At 35.4% G+C, this 18535-nt stretch carries 17 protein-coding genes; 10 read left to right on the forward strand and 7 right to left on the reverse strand.

The features are described 5' to 3' along the window. Positions 1-2 precede the first annotated feature (2 nt). Positions 3-152, forward strand: coding sequence for a transposase (locus tag ACXITR_RS01160; protein WP_457995428.1), 150 nt, complete (start codon positions 3-5; stop codon positions 150-152). Positions 153-479: 327 nt separating this feature from the next. Here ACXITR_RS01160 and ACXITR_RS01165 read toward each other — a convergent pair whose 3' ends face one another. After that, positions 480-1028: a hypothetical protein gene (locus ACXITR_RS01165; protein ID WP_457995400.1), complete on the reverse strand. Its 549-nt coding sequence runs from the start codon at positions 1026-1028 to the stop codon at positions 480-482. Positions 1029-1702: 674 nt separating this feature from the next. Here ACXITR_RS01165 and ACXITR_RS01170 point away from each other — a divergent pair. After that, positions 1703-3226: a TIGR03985 family CRISPR-associated protein gene (locus ACXITR_RS01170; RefSeq protein ID WP_457995401.1), complete on the forward strand. Its 1524-nt coding sequence runs from the start codon at positions 1703-1705 to the stop codon at positions 3224-3226. Positions 3227-3308: 82 nt separating this feature from the next. Here ACXITR_RS01170 and ACXITR_RS01175 read toward each other — a convergent pair whose 3' ends face one another. From ACXITR_RS01175 to ACXITR_RS01195, 5 genes are all read right to left on the reverse strand, one after another. Next, positions 3309-5027, reverse strand: a complete 1719-nt coding sequence (locus ACXITR_RS01175) for an RAMP superfamily CRISPR-associated protein (protein ID WP_457995402.1) — start codon at positions 5025-5027, stop codon at positions 3309-3311. Positions 5028-5111: 84 nt separating this feature from the next. Continuing rightward, positions 5112-5669, reverse strand: coding sequence for a hypothetical protein (locus ACXITR_RS01180; protein WP_457995403.1), 558 nt, complete (start codon positions 5667-5669; stop codon positions 5112-5114). A 50-nt stretch (positions 5670-5719) separates the two neighbouring features. Further along, positions 5720-6550, reverse strand: a complete 831-nt coding sequence (locus ACXITR_RS01185) for an RAMP superfamily CRISPR-associated protein (protein WP_457995404.1) — start codon at positions 6548-6550, stop codon at positions 5720-5722. 112 nt (positions 6551-6662) lie between these two features. Beyond that, positions 6663-7739 (reverse strand): type III-B CRISPR module-associated Cmr3 family protein, encoded by a 1077-nt coding sequence (locus ACXITR_RS01190; RefSeq protein ID WP_457995405.1) that lies wholly within the window; start codon positions 7737-7739, stop codon positions 6663-6665. Positions 7740-7967: 228 nt separating this feature from the next. Beyond that, the gene (locus tag ACXITR_RS01195; protein WP_457995406.1) at positions 7968-9836 is read right to left on the reverse strand and encodes a type III-B CRISPR-associated protein Cas10/Cmr2; all 1869 of its coding nucleotides are present in this window, start codon (positions 9834-9836) and stop codon (positions 7968-7970) included. A 757-nt stretch (positions 9837-10593) separates the two neighbouring features. Between ACXITR_RS01195 and ACXITR_RS01200 the strand changes: the two genes are divergently transcribed. From ACXITR_RS01200 to ACXITR_RS01235, 8 genes are all read left to right on the forward strand, one after another. After that, positions 10594-10875 (forward strand): hypothetical protein, encoded by a 282-nt coding sequence (locus tag ACXITR_RS01200; protein WP_457995407.1) that lies wholly within the window; start codon positions 10594-10596, stop codon positions 10873-10875. 171 nt (positions 10876-11046) lie between these two features. Beyond that, positions 11047-11172: a hypothetical protein gene (locus ACXITR_RS01205; RefSeq protein ID WP_457995408.1), complete on the forward strand. Its 126-nt coding sequence runs from the start codon at positions 11047-11049 to the stop codon at positions 11170-11172. Between the two features lie 217 nt (positions 11173-11389). Then, the gene (locus ACXITR_RS01210) at positions 11390-12049 is read left to right on the forward strand and encodes a vWA domain-containing protein (protein ID WP_457995409.1); all 660 of its coding nucleotides are present in this window, start codon (positions 11390-11392) and stop codon (positions 12047-12049) included. A 24-nt stretch (positions 12050-12073) separates the two neighbouring features. After that, positions 12074-12973 (forward strand): PP2C family serine/threonine-protein phosphatase, encoded by a 900-nt coding sequence (locus ACXITR_RS01215; RefSeq protein ID WP_457995410.1) that lies wholly within the window; start codon positions 12074-12076, stop codon positions 12971-12973. Positions 12974-12992: 19 nt separating this feature from the next. Next, on the forward strand, positions 12993-14711 hold the full coding sequence (locus ACXITR_RS01220) for an IMS domain-containing protein (protein WP_457995411.1): 1719 nt from the start codon (positions 12993-12995) through the stop codon (positions 14709-14711). 604 nt (positions 14712-15315) lie between these two features. After that, positions 15316-15687, forward strand: coding sequence for a nucleotidyltransferase family protein (locus ACXITR_RS01225; protein ID WP_457995412.1), 372 nt, complete (start codon positions 15316-15318; stop codon positions 15685-15687). After that, on the forward strand, positions 15684-15905 hold the full coding sequence (locus ACXITR_RS01230) for a HepT-like ribonuclease domain-containing protein (protein WP_457995413.1): 222 nt from the start codon (positions 15684-15686) through the stop codon (positions 15903-15905). The genes ACXITR_RS01225 and ACXITR_RS01230 overlap by 4 nt, the downstream gene beginning before the upstream one ends. 719 nt (positions 15906-16624) lie before the next feature. Continuing rightward, on the forward strand, positions 16625-17083 hold the full coding sequence (locus tag ACXITR_RS01235; RefSeq protein WP_457995414.1) for a hypothetical protein: 459 nt from the start codon (positions 16625-16627) through the stop codon (positions 17081-17083). Between the two features lie 86 nt (positions 17084-17169). On the opposite strand, the gene ACXITR_RS01240 is transcribed toward ACXITR_RS01235, so the two are convergent. Next, positions 17170-18300 carry a putative CRISPR-associated protein gene (locus tag ACXITR_RS01240; RefSeq protein ID WP_457995415.1) on the reverse strand — a complete coding sequence of 377 codons (1131 nt, stop codon included), beginning with the start codon at positions 18298-18300 and terminating at the stop codon, positions 17170-17172. Positions 18301-18535 lie beyond the last annotated feature (235 nt).

The following is an 18535-nucleotide window of genomic DNA, read 5'->3' on the forward strand; positions in this document are numbered from 1 at the left end:
AAATTGCTTTAAATTTAATTGACCGATGTTTAGATAGAAACTATCATCCTCAAATCATTCTCATGGATGGGGGTTATGGTAATAACAGTAATCTATTAAAAGAGATTGAACAAAGAGGATTGAAATATATTGGCGTTATTGTAGCGAGGTAATAAAGTTATATAATTTCATGGTCTGTAAAGCCATATTTTGGTTATAATTTTCAATTATATAAAAAATAAAGTTGTATATTATTGGCTCTGGTGTAAGACTTTTATGTTGTGGTGCTGAAAAATTAAGGAAATAAAGTTATATAATTTTTCAAATCCTTTGTATCGTAGGTTTTTAGAAACGGTCGCACTTTAAAATTTATTTATAACAATCATATCGTTGACCTAAAGTCATCAACTTATGGAAATTCCTAAATACGATCGCCCTTCAAACATCATATATCATTTGTTTTGTCAAGGAAAATCATTAATAGTGAAAGTCTTATTTTTTTAATTTGATGCTTCTAAAGTGAATAAAGTTATCTTTTGTCCTCCTTTGTGATACTCAGAAAAACGAATAAATTCTAACTCTTTTTCAGACAAGATGACTTGATAATTATAGACTTTATAAATAGAATGAAGAAACGGATAACTAGGAGAAGATTTAACTTCTTCACTCTCCCCAAGGAAAATAAAAGAGCCGTCAAAATCCAAACCAATTTCTTCTTTCAAGCAACGACACACAGCTAATTCTGGAGTTTCATCAACCTTAATTTTTTCCGCCAAGGTATCCAAATCCCTCTTTCGGATTCCCCCGGCAAAGAAAATTTGCTTATCTTCCACAAGAGTAAATAATTGCTCACCTAATTTAAATTTTACCAGTAGAGAAACCAAACGAACTACCCGAAACAATTGACCATTAATTGATCTTAAAATCGTTTCCCCCATATCAATTTCATGGTGTAAATCTCTTACGGTTTTTGTTCCTTTTTCATGAAGCCAATTTTCCGTATTAATATGATGTTTTGATAATACTTTATTTAATTCATTAATATTCATACTATTGAAATAATAGTCACAGCTATACATAGTAGGTGGTAACTCAATTTTAATTTACCATTACTAATCTAAACTAGCTCAAGAAAAACTCTCTTCCATCGTAAATCTGAAGAAGAAGAAAAAATAAAACCCATAGAAAACACCCCCAAAACCTAAATGATTAAGGAGGTGTTTCCAACTAATCCCATGTAACCCCATGGGTAAGGAACGAAGATCTCTTCCTGTTGTATGGGAAAATGCCTGTTTCCAACTAATCCCATGTAACCCCATGGGTAAGGGATTAAAGAACCCATTTTGATTGAAATATTTCGTTTCCAACTAATCCCATGTAACCCCATGGGTAAGGTCTTCGATTCAGAGGCATTACACTACAAGAGTTTTAGCCCTTGAATCTACACAATAATAAATATAGCACATAAAATCCAAATCGTGCAACAAAAAATGGGGCTAAAAGGCATACAGTGCAATGGATCGACACAATACCACGAAATAATAGGCATTTCGGGGTTTTTGGTTATTGTATAGATTTTCCACCCAAAACACATTACAAAGATTAGTTTTTTTGTCAATCACCCCGCAAGGAAAAGGGTATTTCCTAACCAAAATTATCATCAAAATTAATATTCACAACACTTTACCTGTGGTAGCCTGAAATAAGGTTATCTTGCCCCTATATGATGAAAATAATTATGCCAGAAATGCCAGAAACCCCTTTATATCAACAATGTCCTCCTTTACCCACTAATTTGTGGTCAATAATTGATACACCAAAAAATTTACGTTATCCCACCCCAGATAATCTGAAGTTTGAGAAAGCCCAAAAAAGTTTATTCGATAATATTAAAAAAGCGTTTCGCCTATATGCAGAAGTGATGAGTTTTTATGACCAATCATTAGATTTTTATTTTATTCATGATCAAATAACTTTTACTCAAGGAGATTGGCGCAATTTTTTAGGTCAGGAAAATAATAGGGAATATCTCAATGATTCCGTAAACAATTGGTTAGTTACATTTGGTATCAGAGAAAATGATTGGTTAACAGGTTTTCAAGATTTATATAGAATTAATTTAACAAATGAGCAAAAACAGGAAATATTGAATTTAATTCCCTTTGAATGTTTACAATCAGAAAATGGTCAAAATGGTATCAGAACCTTTAATAATGATTTTATTGGTTTAGCAAAAAGAGGTTTTTTGATTTCTGGCAAAAAGTGTTATAGTAAATTATCTTTAGAAGATATTGAAGAAAAACTAACCGTTAATGGTAATGTCAATAACAGTGGAGAAATTACCAATTTATATGAATTTGTTGATAATCTGAAGTTTGATGAAGTATTAATAAGTACGTCGGAAAATCTAAAAGATAAACAAAGATTTTTTATTAAATTTCAACACATAGTAGATAAATATACTATTGATAAAATTCAAGATATAATCTACACCTTACGAGACATCTGGGAAAAAGAAGAAATCCCCTTAATTAAGATAAAGTATGCTAGTTCTAGCCAGAAAGCAATTTTTGAAGATTTAATTATTTATCCTATTTGTTTATTCTACAATCAACGGGGAATTTATTTAACAGCTTATGGACCTAAACCAGGGGATCTTATTAATTATTTAGGTTACTATAATTATCGTTTAGATCATTTCCAAGAACTAGAGAGAAATCAATATATTTTTACTGAAGAATGGGATGAGGAAAATTATAATATTCATTGGGCATTATTTGATAAAAAAGATGAGTTACAAGAGGAAACATCGGATGATATTTATAATAAGTTACAGGATGGTTTAGGGGTAGATTTACATCGAGAAATTAAAACAATGTTGTTACGTTTTCCCCAAGATTTTCACAAATATTATATTGAATATACTAAACGCCATGATACTTTTAAACGGTTAGATGTAAGTAATATTAATCAATTTTGGCAGAGTTTTGAGGGACGTTTAAGACGTACTAAAACTACTTTAAACAATGATGATAAAAAGTTAATTAATGAAGTGATTAGTAATAATCCTGATGATGCTTATTATGTGATGGATTATCGTCATGGCAAGGAGGGAGGTAATGATGTAGAAGCGGATGTGATTATGCGCTTAAGGAGTTGGGCGTATAATGTGGAAATACTGGCGCCTGCTGATTTGAGACAGCGAATGAAAGAAGATTCTCAAAAGTTGTGGCAAGTTTATGAATGAAAATTTTTGAAATTTATCATCGCAAAAAATACTAATTGGTGGGCAATGCCCACCCTACACAATTGTTTTTCCTAAACTCAGATTAATTTTTATTTCCCCATGTCAATCCAAAGTTTCTCTCAGTTATCTCTTTTTCAAAATTAGCTTTTTGCCCATTCCATAACTGGCTATCACCTCGAAAAACGGTCATAATTTCTAAATATTGATTATTCTCTATGGGTAACATTCGATGCCAAACACAACTTACATATTTAGGACGTTTATCACCTTTATTTTTACCGCCAATGGCAGGGGTATATTTGAATTTGTCCTCATGAAATAAGGTAATAAGCTCCGATTTGGCGACCACTTTTGAGAAAACTTTAACATTCTGGGGATGCCAAGATTCTCGCCAATTATTGATGTATTGCTGATTGTTGTTGATGTTTAAATATTGTTGACAGGTATTAAATAAGCCGTTGAGAAATTGAGTGAGTTGTTGAGGATTATTAATATTTAATGGTTGATCTGGTTTTTGCCAACTACCCCACCAATGACAACCGATCGCACGGGTGTTATAGTTCATAAAATCGGGATGATAGACTCGGCGCCATGATTTACCAAAACCACCCATAATAAAAGCAAATTCCATCACTTTTTGCAAAAAAGCAATATCTTGCTGATTTGGTGCATCAAGATAAAGTATCCCTTGATTTTCATAAATGGGCGTATTTTCCTTACCATAGGTCTTATGTTCTAAAGATTGGGGAAGGGTATCCCAATAAAGTTGTAAACTACCGGGGGAATTGTCCCCAAACAGTTGATTAACCTTTGCTTTAACCGCCTTAATATCATTTGTTGCACCTCCCAAAAGACGGCTGAGGTGACCTCTTAATGTAGCTTTATATAGATTAGGACGAAATTCTGGTTCATCGTTGCGTAATAAAGGACTAACTCCTTTGGCATAAAGATGGAATGCAAGGGGGTATAGACTTTTGTCTTGGGGGGCGTTATATAAACCATAACCATTACTGGTTTTTCCGCCGATGCCTTGATGCAAGGCTTTTCTTAATAATTGTTCGATATGTTCCCATTCTTTGGTTTCTAGGGGTTTAATACTACTGAGTTCAAATACAAAAGTAGGTTTATAAAAGCTAATAAGGGCGATCGCCTGTGGGCGCCCTCCTCCTTCAACTTGTTTTTTTTGTTGGGGGTGACAAATATCAACCATTTGATAACGAATTTCCTCTTTTTTATTGCGTGGTTTAACTCGTTTTGTCTGCGCCCAATCCCCCAAAGGATAAGCCCGAAGAAATCTCAATGTTGCAGGTTTATCCGCTGTACCACAATAATTTTGAATTGTTCGTTTATCATCATCACTAATATCCGCCCATTCAAGTAACCTTCTAAATAATCCCTTAATGCCACTACCCGGGATAAAGGGAATACCATCCTTACCTATGACAGGGCGAAAAATACTATCCTGACCACAATTACTAAAAACACGCCAAGGAAACTCGATTTCAAAACGATAAACCCCATCATCCAAAGCTAACTGAGGTTTTTTAAACTGATAAGACGGCTCATTTTTTTTATTAGGATAAACCCATTCCTCCGTCCAACGATCTAAATCCTTCTGATTTTTGCCATACTGCAAAGAACATCTCCCCGATACTTGCGCCCGATACATCATGGGAACTTGTTCAGGAGACGGCATTATAATTGACTCCTCCACAGGTTTAGTATCTTTTACCTCAATGTCTAATTTATCTTGAAGAGCTTGTTTAACAGAGTCTTTCTGGAAAGCCTTAGCGAAAACCATAAATCTTACCTCATCAATAAAGTTGCTGTGTGGGGTTGGGATACAAAACCCAACCGAAGACATTTGCTAATTTACAAATCTTTTTTATTTCTTATATCGTTGACACCACCACACCAAAGAATCGCAAAATTGAGTTAATACCATTAAAGCCACCCTTTGGTCAGCCATGGGCATTTGCCATATTTGATTCGCCATAGATTGAATTTTTCTAGTTTCATCGGCTTCTTTTGCTTCTCTTTCCTCTCTAGTTCTACTGGGTAGCTGGGAAACAACATTATCATTAGGTAAACTAACCCCCGTATAGGAAAGAATTTGCCCCAGTGTATCCCACACAGCCTTCCAATAATCACTTTTACCTTGGTTTTCCCGTTTTAGGCGCAGATGTTCTCCCCAAAAACGCTCTAAACCGTAGGACACAGTCATTCTCATTTTGTGAGTTTCATTTAAAACATCTTTTTTATCTCGATAATTTAAAACCAAACCTTGGGCAGAATGATCCAAATTATAAGGTTGCCACCCCTCTAAATTTGGAGGTTGTGGTGGATTTTTTACCTGCGTAGAGGATGTATTCTGAGGAGAATTTTTTTGAGATGAAGATGTTTGAGGTCTTTGGTTTGGTCTTTTTGGTTGGGGTTTTGACATATTTATTTCTGAATTAATTGCAATGAGTGAACATAAAAGATTGAACAGTGTTATTTTTCCTCTACTGCATTGAGGGTTACTTTGGTACGTCCAAAACCGATAGATTCTAAACCCCCAAAATACATATCTTTATTAGCTGATATTTTGGAGTCTTGAACAAATTTATTCCACTGTTTTAATTCATCTTGACTATCTTCTTTTTTGAGAGCAAGGGGAAAAGTCATGATCGTTCCTTCTGGTAATGCTTCCACATTAAAAAAAGCTCCTGTTTTAGCCTTCTTTTGATCAGTTTCTAACGCCACCCTACTTTGACGATAAAGAGCCATATCATGGATCATCGATATTTCGGTATCATTTACTATCAAAACTAGATATTCATCTCTATTAGAAATTTCCTCGGGAATATAGTCTTTAAGTTCCTTATCTTCTTCTTTTAGAGGTAGAAAACCGAGGTTAAAGAATAGAGTAGAGCTAGTTTTTTTCCCGTAGTAGCTATAGGGTGTAAACTCCTTTGTGGGTTTATTAGTTATTTTCTGATACCGTCTTAACAAAGCAGGACAAGATACACGGACAACGGGCTGATTAGGACAGTAAACGGGTATCCAAACAATGGAGGCATATTCAAATTTGACGAGGGCTTCTGTGGTGCTATCTTTTTCATTGAGGATGGCTTCTTTGCCATACCAATTATCAACCTGATCTGTGTTTTCTTGTCTCATGTCGGCGCGAAAACGACCACGAATAGAACTGCCAGGAATGATACCTGTTTGGGTAAATTGATCCCGAAATATGAGGTTCAAGTTACCGCTTTCTTCTCCAGAGGATGCCCCTACATGGAGAGGTGCTAAGGTTTCGATGATTCCGTAGGCTTTTTGATACATAAATTACTCCTAAAATTAATAAAAAGTTGTCTTTGTTTGTATGGCAAGGGTATGGGTTAAACACTAATAAACATCTCCAAAAATTAATATTTTTGCAGTGTATTTCGGGCTTCTAGCCCGATGCCTCGAAAGAACTAATGGGTAAGGCTAACCCACATCCCCATCGTTTGAAAGATACCCCCTCCCTCGGGAACCAGCTTTCGTCCCACTCTAACCAAGATTGGGAAAGGGGTTTTTCTAGTACGTACACCGTCCCTGCTGGTACGGCATAACGTCCTCTGGAAAGGAGTTTTGGGCGAGTGGGATCTTCATGGTTACCAAAACGATAGCGAAAAGGATAGGGGCGGTTGGTAAAAATTGTTTTTGTTTCCCAAACAGATTCGTTATCGGAGTTTTGTTGGGTGGGGGTGACGGATTTTTCTTTTTGGTTATAGACAGGATAACGATAGGAGAGACGGTTAGAACCCCATACCGCAGGGGTTATTAAGGCAAATTCCTTGTCTATGGGTTGATTGAGTAAATTTCTTAAGGTGTCATTAAGTTCAATACAGGTAAGTTCTACTAGATGCCCCTCTCCCCCAAAACGATACCAGCCTGATTCTAGTTGGTGGGATGATAAATAAACTAAACAGCTATCGGGGGACATTTCTACGGCATTTTCGAGGAATAAACTACCTTTTTTTTGGTCTGCTGGGGTGTTTTCGTCTTCGATATATACCCGTCGCTGATCTAATGCCAATCGGGGGTGTAGGTGGGGATTAAATCGCCAAGGGGGAGATTCTACGGTGGTGGGGTTTTCCCATTCGCTAATTGCTATCCATGTATTTTTTTCAAATTTGTCGGCAGGTTCGTTGCCTTGTTCGTCATACCATCCTTTTTTGTGGTCATCCCAGTGTAATTTATGTTGAATCTGACCATTTTTGACGAGATAGTTAAGGGGGGTAGGTACATAAAAGTTTTGCTCTTCTTGTACTTGCTCGGTTTTACCCCAAAAAGGCCCTGCAACACATAGTTTTTTTAGTTCTTCGTTGTCTAGGTTAGCGGCGAAAACCCCTGATAATGTGGTGCTGTTGGGGGGAAATTTGGCGCCCGATCGCCCGACGAGGTTTTCTGGAGACAAAAATCTTCCTGCGCTACCGTATAAAAATCCGAGGGGTTCAATGATTGTTAAATACTTGAGATTGTACATTTCAACTTCTTTAAGAGAATATTTTTTGAGTAAGCCTTCTACAGTTTGTTGAAGAAAATTACGAGTAAGATGCTCATTTTACATCCTTAATTTATAGCGTTTTTTATAATTATGAGATACATTTATTATTCTCAAGTCCCCCTTATTAAGGGGGATTTAGGAGGATCTTTTTGTACCCCGTAACCATGATAATTGCTATATTAATTTTTCTAGTGAATAGAAAGTATTTTATTGATCAGTTAAATAAAAGCCTATTTTGCCTAAATTTACTACCCAATTATTAAGGGCTTGTTTAACTAAAGGATGTTTAATTAATTGCTTATATTGTTGGGGTGTATAGTCGGGGATAAACTGTTTTGGATCTCCTAAAATACCAGTAAATGTTAATAGTTCATCATCATCATATCTGTTAAACCAATAGTTTGAATTACTAATAATTTTATGCCATTTTTCGCCAAAATAAATATTAATTAAGCTCAGGGCTATATCATTATTTATGATGGTATTATTTCGTGCTAATTCTTCCTCTGAAAATACTTTTTTGTTGAAAGCATGACGAGATTCTAAGGTGGCTATATCTTGATAAAAGTGTGTCCAATTACCTCCATTTTTGAGGAGTTTTTTGGTGCGATCGCCATAGGACTCTATTAAGTTTAAATTAGCTTTTTTTAAACCCTCCAAATCAACCCTCAAATCTTCGGGTAAACAAACCCTTGAGGATTGATTCTCCACCTCAAAAATCCATTCTCCCGTATCCAATAACCACCATGGACATACCCACTCCAAATAGTTACCACTATTAAATAAAATACGGAAAGCAATGCGATCGCGCCCTGTACTTTTAGCAGAAGATTCCGCCAGATGACAATGTTGTAAAATATCCCGTTGAGGAACTTGATTTCCCGCCCACACAAAGCCCACACTAGCGGTAATAATCTTAGGTTTATCTCCATGCCACACCCCAGACTTAAAGGAATAAAACCACTTTAAACAGTCATAGGCAGAAAGTTTCGCTTGGTTATCATCGGTGAAAAAAGGTTTATCATATAAAACTCCTAAAAAATCATCCCCTCCCGCATAAATCATTCTTCCTTTTCCCTCTAACAAATCATTCTCATTTTCCTTAAAATTATTACCCCACTCCCTCATTTTTGCGCTAAATTGTATTAAGCCCTTTTCCTCAGTTTGTGGATTTTGTTTAGCTAAACTTTTAAAATATTTACTAGCATTATCCCCATCCCCCAAAAACCAACCTGTCCAAGATTTAGACTCGTTATTGTCCTCTTGATGACGGTTTAAATCTCGAAAACTATTAGGGCTTAATTCTTCCGATAACTTCCGTATTTTTTCTGAGGATAAATCTAAATTTAAGAACTCTAATTTATTAGCTACCCTATTAATAATAGTTTCATGGGTGATAATTCTTTTCACCAACTCAGGAATACTCAACTCCTCAGAAGGATCAATAAAAGCCTCCCCTAAACTTTCGCTTAATGCTTTGTAAAAGTTGCGAATTATCTTTTTTTCCTGTTGATAATTGTAGCTGTGAGGTTCATAAGGTTCTCCTAATAAAGGCTGACAAATAGCATCACTACCCGATAAAGTAGAACTTTCCCCCTGCCAATTAATCCCCGTCCAATCACGGCTATTTTTGGCTTGATTGAGGTTGTTTCTTGCCTGAGTAATAGTGTCACCAGAAGCGCTAAAAAACTCCCAACAGTAGTTAACCCACAATTGCCAATCCCTTCGCCAATATTTATAGTATTCACTCTCAGGGCCAATAACTGTTATTTTCTCTTCAATCCATTCTTTGCAACCATAAACCAGACACTTCCAAGCCTCATCGAGAGTGCATTTTATTCTGATAATTTCTCCTTGGGGAAGTTCACCTTTGACTACTATTTGGTTAGGCATTCCTTGGGTGACATTGGTAGAAGCAGGAGAAATGACTTTATAACCTAACTTTTCTACCCTTTGACACACTACCCACGATAATAGAGATAGAATATATGAACTACCATATAAATCTCTTAATTTACGGGATTTTTCAATAAATCCTTGTACAGGAGCGAACGTGATGACCGTATATTGTGGCATGGTTACTTTTAATCTTGAAGAAAATGCTTTATGTTTCTTGGGGCTTTTATGGGGATGATTGTTTAGTTGTACATCCAATGGGTATCAAAAAATTATCCTTGTCCATTTTGTGACAAGGAATAGGACTTTAAACTTTCACTAATGACAGAAAGTGTGATTTGCTAATACCCGCAAAAGTGTGGAATATTATTCAATTTTTGATAGTCCTACCATGGGTGTAGGTAAGATTTTACTTTGCAATTTTATTTGATTGTGATTAGTGATCTTTATTTAGTCCACCTAAAGTGTAATCCCATTTTATGGGAGACAAATCAAATTCTTTACATTCTTTAACGTTTTGATTAATTCATTACAACAACCGATAAGAAAAGGGGTTTTCTTAGACAATTTCAGCTTCCGTAGTTTTTATGCTTCAAAAATCTTCCCAAACCTTTATTAATACTATTTCCTAGCGCACTTTAATTCTTATTCTTTCCATAAAAAACAACACAAAATCTACACCATAATCAAAAACGCTCAAATGCCTATTATTTCGTGCTATTGTGTCGATACTTTGCCCCGTAAGGGTTTTAGCTTTCTTTTTTTGTTGCACGATTTGGATTTTATGTGTTATATTTACTATTGTGTAGATTCAAAGGCTAAAACTCTTGCATTGTAACGCCTCTGAAGCGAAGACCCTACCCATGGGGTTACATGGGATTTGTTGGAAACAATGAATTAGAGCCTACATCCATTCATCACTATTTAATCCCTACCCATGGGGTTACATGGGATTTGTTGGAAACTCTCCCTCTGGGATGTATCCTGTTTCTTGGAGGATAACGCCCTACCCATGGGGTTACATGGGATTTGTTGGAAACACCTCCTTAACTATTTAGGTTTTGGGGGTGTTTTCTATGGAGAAACTCAGAGAAATATAAATAGAGTAGGGGCGATCAGAAAATGGCACTATGGGAAGCAAATCTCTTCGCCCTTGAAACTAACCATTACCTCGAAGCAAACCCCTTTTCCTAGCAATGTTTATCTTAGTGATTGTTGAAAAGGAAATAAAGGAGGAAGAACATGACTGTTTAAAACACTGTAAAAAAATCCACCCATAAACTGATATGGGTAGGATTCAGAAAACAAAATCGGCAGTAAAGAAACTGAGAAAAAGACTTTTCTTACTCCTTGTTTTAATAACAAATGTCATCGTTAGTAGGTAACTTTAATGCTTATCAGATCTAAAAACTCTCATCTTCCCAAAGCCAAAAACCCTCAAACTCCTGTTAAATTTTCCGCTACTAATGCTCAAATTGCTCGACTCATTCAATCTACTCAAGTTAATGGCAAATAAATAATAAGTAAAGAGGTGAAAGTCAATTTTTAAAATGATCTTGTTTGCCTCAATGTAAAGACAAAGAATGTTGAATTTGCATAATAAATAAATGTTGATCTTTTAGCTTTTTGAGGTAGTATAATTATACATAAAAAATTGTGCATCTACCATAGGATTTCAAACCTAAAGACACAATCGAATATAAGTAAACAAACGTTACTCCCACAAAAATATCATGCCTGTAGGATTACCAGAATTTGCCGACAATACAGAAAATCGCTGCCCTGTTATCCTTTTATTAGATACATCAGCCTCTATGTCAGGGGAACCTATTCGCCAACTGAACATGGGTATTAGTGATTTTAAAAGAGATTTATTAAACGACACCCAAGCAACCTTAAGCGTAGAATTATCAATTATCACTTTTGGTGAAACAATTAATATCATTCAATACTTTACCTCCGTTGATGAATTTACACCTCCTACCCTACAAACCTCAGGAACAACCCCCATGGGTGAAGCCATCAACTCTGCGTTAGATCTATTAGAAGAGCGCAAAATGATTTACAAAGAGAATGGCATTCCTTATTATCGTCCTTGGATATTTTTGATCACAGATGGCGCACCAACGGATAATTGGCAAATGGCTGCGCAGAGATTGCATCAAAAAGATGCTGAGGGAGGTTGTTTATTTTTTGCAGTGGGTGTACAAGGAGCAGATATGAACACACTTACACAAATAGCACCTCCAAATCGTCCTCCAGCTTTATTAAGTGGTTTAAACTTTAGAGAATTGTTTATCTGGCTAAGTTCTTCTATGAAGCGTGTCTCAGGAGGAAAAGTCGGAGAAGCAATTGCATTACCCCCTGTGGGCTGGGCACAAATATCCACCTAAAACACTAACACTTTGACGAATATCATGAAAGAATGGAGAGCGATCGCCCGTTCAGCTGTGGGAGTTGGACATCAAAAACAAAATATACCTTGTCAAGATTTTGGTGCTTATAGCTTAATTGCACCAGATGTCATGGTGGGGGCAGTATCCGATGGAGCGGGGAGTGCCAAATTTTCGGATAGAGGGGCAGAAATAGCGGTAGAGACTTCTATATTATTATTCCAAAAATATTCCAAAGATAATTATGATGAGCGTTGGGAACCAACTTTAGAGAGAGTAAAAAAGATATTTGAGCATATATTAAAGCACATTTTGAAAAAGATAAAACAAGAAGCTCAAAATTTAAATTGTGACTATCGTGAATTGGCTTGTACATTACTTGTTTTTCTTGCAACACCTCATGGAATGATGGCGATGCAAATTGGAGATGGTTTTATCGTAGCTCGTCCTTATGATGGTGAATTGCAACTATTATTCAATCCAGATAAAGGAGAATATATCAACGAAACAACTTTTGTAACGTCTAGTAACGCCATAGAAGAAATGCAAGTCCAAGTGTTTGACTGGAAACCTTACTTCATTTGTGCTTCTACCGACGGACTAGAAAACGTGGCAATTGAATACAAAAACTCTAAACCGTTTAACGCTTTTTTCTCTCCCTTGGAAGAGTATTTAGAAGAAACATTAGTTCCCGAAGAAGAAGATAAATACATCCAAGATTTTCTTAATTCAGAACGATTAAATACACGCACCCATGATGATAAAACCCTTCTACTCGGCTTACTTACTGAGCCAACTTCCATGCCCGAAGCCTCTGGCACAACCACCGATGAGCTCCAAATAGAGGAAACAGAACAAAAACAAAATAACAAACAATCCATCATAAAATGGCTAACAGAACGAACTTTTCCCTTCATCAAATAAAACAATAATTTGACGATCAATGCAAGAATTATTTTGTGATAATAGTAACCAAAAAATTACCCTAGTTAAGCAAATTGCTAATAGTGGTGAAGGTCAGGTTTGGACAACTAATTGGAGTCGATTAGTCGCAAAGTTATATCATGATCCTTCCCCTGAAAAGTTTGCTAAATTGAAGGTAATGATGAAAAATAAACCTGAGGATCCTAATCAAGATCAAAATCACACCTCTTTTAGTTTCCCACATTCTTTGATAAAAGATCGACAAGGAAAATTTTTAGGTTTTCTCATGCCAAGGATAGAAGAGGCTTTAGAATTAATTGATGTATATAACCCCAAGCGTAGAAAACTTAAAAAACTCGAAATAGATTGGCATTTTTTACACTATACGGCTTTAAATATCGTTTCCATTATTAATGCAATTCATAAAGCAGGTTATGTTGTTGGTGATATTAAACCTCAAAATATATTAGTTAATAGTCAGGCCGTACCTTCTTTCATTGATGTAGATTCTTTTCAAGTAAAAGATCGTACTAACGGTAAGTTGTATCCTTGCCCCGTTGGTACTGATGGATATACGCCTCCTGAACTAATTGGTGTAGATCTTCTTAGGGTTGAACAAAAGACATATCATGATAATTTTCGTCTTGGTATCTTGATCTATCAACTATTGTTTAGTTATCATCCTTTTGGCTTAGGAAAATGGGTTGGTAGTGGAGATAAGCCCGAACAAAATGATTTAATCAAACGAGGTATATGGCTAGAAAGTAAAAATAGGCTCTTAGTTCATAATCACAATACTATACCTCTACATATTATTCATCCTTCCTTACAAAAATGCTTTTTACGATGTTTTAATGAGGGTCATCAACAACCTCATCTTAGACCTACGGCAACAGAATGGCTTCACTCACTTAGGGAGGCGGCAAATAAATTACAAATTTGTTCTGCAGTTGAAAGTCATATTTATTCTTCTACTAATGGAAACTGTTGTTGGTGTCAACGTAAACTAAAGTTGGGAAATGATATTTTTAAATTGCCTGACGGGGTTAAATCTACTTCAGAAACCAGAGTTTCTATCAAAGTTCCAAAAAAGAATAAGAGTAATGTTCCCGTTACTACTCAACTATCTTCAAACCATAGCTCATTTCAACAACCAATAACTCAACCAACACTGAAGGCAAATGATGATAGCAAAACAAAGAGAGTGATCGGAGCAGTCATTGGTATTCTTATACTATTAGGATTATTACTGATGAATGATCCATCCAGATCGCCCGTAAGAAATACTCGCACAACTAATTCACCTCAAAGAACAGTTTTTTCTCAACAAGTAGCGGTAAATATAATTCAAGGATGGTTAAACGCTAAAAGTCAAATATTTGCTCCTCCCTATGACAAAAACCTAGCATCTAGTTTTCTAACTGGCACACAGTACCATAACAGTGTTAATCGCAGTGATGGAGAGGAAAGTTCTATTGATTGGTTGAGAAACAGGAACGCTTATTATACCTATTCAAATCAAAGTGTTGATGGCGTAGAATATTTTATCTTAGATGGAAATGTTGCCATTATCGATGCCTTGATAACCGAAAATTATACTTTATACAATGCCCGAGGGGGAATTGATACCGATAGCAGTGGTTATACACAAAGGTTGATCCGTTATGAATTTTCCCTTATTAATGGTCAGTGGAAAATTAGTGATTACAATACTCTGGAGGTTAAATGGAGTCGGTAATTAACGGTGGGTTTTAGGAGGAAAAACATAAAATCTATACAATAAGTCAGATCGCTGTAATTCCCATTATTTCGTGCTATTGTGTCGATACTTTGCCCCGTAAGGGTTTTAGCCTTCTTTTTTTGTTGCACGATTTAGATTTTATGTGTTATATTTACTATTGTGTAGATTCAAAGGCTAAAGCTCTTGTAGCGTAACGCCTCTGAAGCGAAGACCCTACCCATGGGGTTACATGGGATTTGTTGGAAACAAGTAGGGCGAGGAGACAAAGCCTTATTGCTATATCCCTACCCATGGGGTTACATGGGATTTGTTGGAAACTTTTTGTGGCCAGAAAGGTTAATCTTAATTGTCATAATTCCCTACCCATGGGGTTACATGGGATTTGTTGGAAACACCTCCTTAACTATTTAGGTTTTGGGGGTGTTTTCTTTTTGAGTTGTAATCTTAAAAACTTAATGAAAGTCTGGTAAATAAATCAAAAAACGGGTTAAAGCATACTACACTGGGGTAGTAGAACTTCATAATTGTCAATTTCTCCTCACGACTCCACTTTTTCAGTAGCCCCTATAATAGATATAGCAATTACCGAAAATCAGATTATATGGAAATAATCAATCGTATTTCTACAAAAAAATCTAGCTTTAATAACAACTTTCAAGATGTTCAAGAAAAAGAACAAAAATTAAATAGTCTCAAGGAAAAAATTAAACAAATTAAATCAGAACTTGAAGCGGAATATTATATCGATGAACTAGGATTATTTGGTTCTTATGTGAGAGGAGAAGAAACAGAAACAAGTGATATTGATTTATTAATAAGTTTTAAACCGGATGCTAGATTTGGATTAGTGCAATATTGTAAGTTGCAAAATTTATTTAGTGATAAATTAGGTAAAAAAGTAGATTTGGTTATGAAAAAAGGACTAAAACCCCATATTGGGAAACAGGTTTTGAAGGAAGTTATTTATTTATGAAAAGAAGTGTCAGAGACTTTTTAAGGGATATTTTAGATGCAATTACTTCCATTGATAGGTTTATCGAGGGTTTTACGTTTGATAGTTTTTGTGAAGATGAAAAAACTATTTTTGCTGTCACCCATGGATTAGAAAGGGTTGGTGAGGCAACCAAAAAGGTTACTGATAAGATTCCTAGTGTTAAAGAAAAATATCCTCACATCCACCTTCAATTTTAAATTAACTTAAAAGTACAAATAGCAAGTAATTCAACCATTTTGTCTAAGTTACTAATCAAATATGATTAATAACTACAATATTTTTACTGAAAAATAGAGTTAAATTTATTTAACGAGATCTGTTAGACGTGTAATTCATTACACGTCGGGTCAATTGTGAGTCTAATTCCCGCTGTGCAATAAATTCCACAGCTAACGGTTTACGTTCAATAAATTGAACTAATCAAAATGTAATTTTATTACTACTTTGAATCACCCCTGCCTTAGTAAGAGGGGGGAACCTACTTTTAAGTTTTCATAAATGATTTAGGGATGCTATCCCTCTTTTGTCACTCTCCGAAAACATTTACCATTCTTAGATTACAAGACTCCGAATGTTAAACTATTTCAAGAATTTTTTAGTAATATAAATTATCGGAATTTACAAATGGCTGAAAATATATCTACTAAAGCAACTTAATCGGAAAGTGACAGATCAGGGCTATGTAGGTTTTGGGGGAGTTTTCTGTGGGGATAATTCCTAAGACTTTTTGGGCAAACTTGATGTAGCAAAAAAAGTATCTAAAACCCCTTGACGAAATAAATAGTATAAGGTTATATTAGTTGTGTTGCTCAAAAAAGAGCAGAACCTAGCAGGTTTACGACTCATTTTTTTTCCTTTTTCGGACTATATCTAACCCAAGGGGTTAGTGTGTCTAAAATAAAAGGAGATAAACTCAATGTTAGGTTTAAGATTTCAGACTATGGCATCTCAATTAAGAGTATTAGCTTTCAAGGCTTCTGATTTGAATGCGGATTATTTGCTATCTGTCGCCCAAGAGTATTTACCAAGACGTGTCAGATGGGCAACCAATAAAAGACATGATTTTAGTGATGTGGCTGTGCTTTGGGATGTTTTAAATATTGATGCGGTCATTGAGTTGGAAAATGAAGATGGTAAGTTGGTTCGTGTGGGTATTTCTCTGGTAGAAAGTGAACAGAAAGGGTGCGATCGCATTTATGACCTAAAAAGTCGTCGCTGGTATGGTATTCGTGAAGCGTTGAAACTAGAACAGTACTGGGTGTTAGCGGTAAAATGGAAAGATTTTCCTAAGGATAATGGAGAGTGGGTTGATATTCTTTATAGTGAAATTGATACCCCTGTGGATAATTCTGGTTGTCGTCTGGTGGTTATTTAAACTCGATGGGGGTCAAAACCCCCTATTGCATACTAGGGTTGATTATGGGTAAGCTACCATGGTGCGATCGCCCTTATACAGTAATATTAATGTAGAGCCTTACCAATACGATCAATTTGATACTGTCCATTTCCTAACCAATGACCAAACAATCTGCGTGCATCTTGATCACTCCAAGCATCACATTCATGATCAGAATCAGGAAAAGGGCTTTTAGTTATGGGTTTATAATCTAGGGAAGGAGGGTTATATTTATCATTATCTGGAGACTCTAAAAAACGACTTAGTTGATCACACCTTTGATTAACTAATATTATCCTATCAGGACGATTTTGGAAAGCTAGCATATTCTTTTTAAACTCCTCAGAATAAACCAATTTTTCACTCAAAGGAGGTAACAATTCATCTTTATAATAGTTATTTTTGGACTGTAACCAGACTAACTCCCCCCATTCAGAAAGAGTCGCATTGTCTTCATTTTCAAGGTAAAACAAAAGCGTTTCAGGAATATTTTTACACTCACTTTTTTTAACAGTAAAACCAGCATTTAACCTGCGAAAAATAGTTAAATTATCACCAATAATCTCCTCCGTATCTAACTTAATCGGTAAACGGGGAATAGTCAATAATTGAGAACTAAATTGAAAAATATAAATACATTTATCCGCATAAAACATTCCCACACTTTGCAAAAAACCCTGAACACTTTTAAACCCTCCTGTGAGGTTGAAAATTACTTCATAACCCGTATCCCGATAACCCCTTAAAGTGTCATTACACCAGTTGATCAACTCCGACATTGCCAAACGAAAATTATCCCGATTATTAGTAGCCAAATCAGCAATTGTGATCACCTGAGCAGTTAATTTATTATTCATTAACCAATGAGCCAAAATTTCCCCTACCTTTCTTCCTAGATAGGTATCACTAACCAAAATAAAATGAACATCAGGAGTTCCCGATGAGCTAGGAATTTGATCATCATAATAAGTCAAAATTCCATTTAATTCAGCACTTTTTTTCTTAACATCAATAATACTTAGATCATTAATTTGATTTTCAATATTAGTAATATGCTCATCAATTAATATTTTTTCTTCTTTAGTAAAATCCGTTTCTTGGTAATTCCCCGTTTTCATCAACAACTTTCTCAAATCGCTATCAGGAGTATTGGTTAATAAACTTGTGCCACAGGTGGAAACTATTACTTTAGACATTTTTTTATTCATTAATTGGATTTATTCTTAATCTTTATAGTCTTTATTTTTCTTTATCTAAATTAGGAAATATATCTATTATTTCCAAGTCCTTCCTTACCAAGGAGAATTTAGGGCGATCATTTTATCTTTCATGACCATAATAAACACTACTAAGAAAAGGGGATTTCCTACCTTACATTCAATGGCATAGACCTTACTTACAAACAATACCATTTTGAAATGCTCTGCTACT

Source organism: Cyanobacterium sp., from assembly GCF_054166785.1.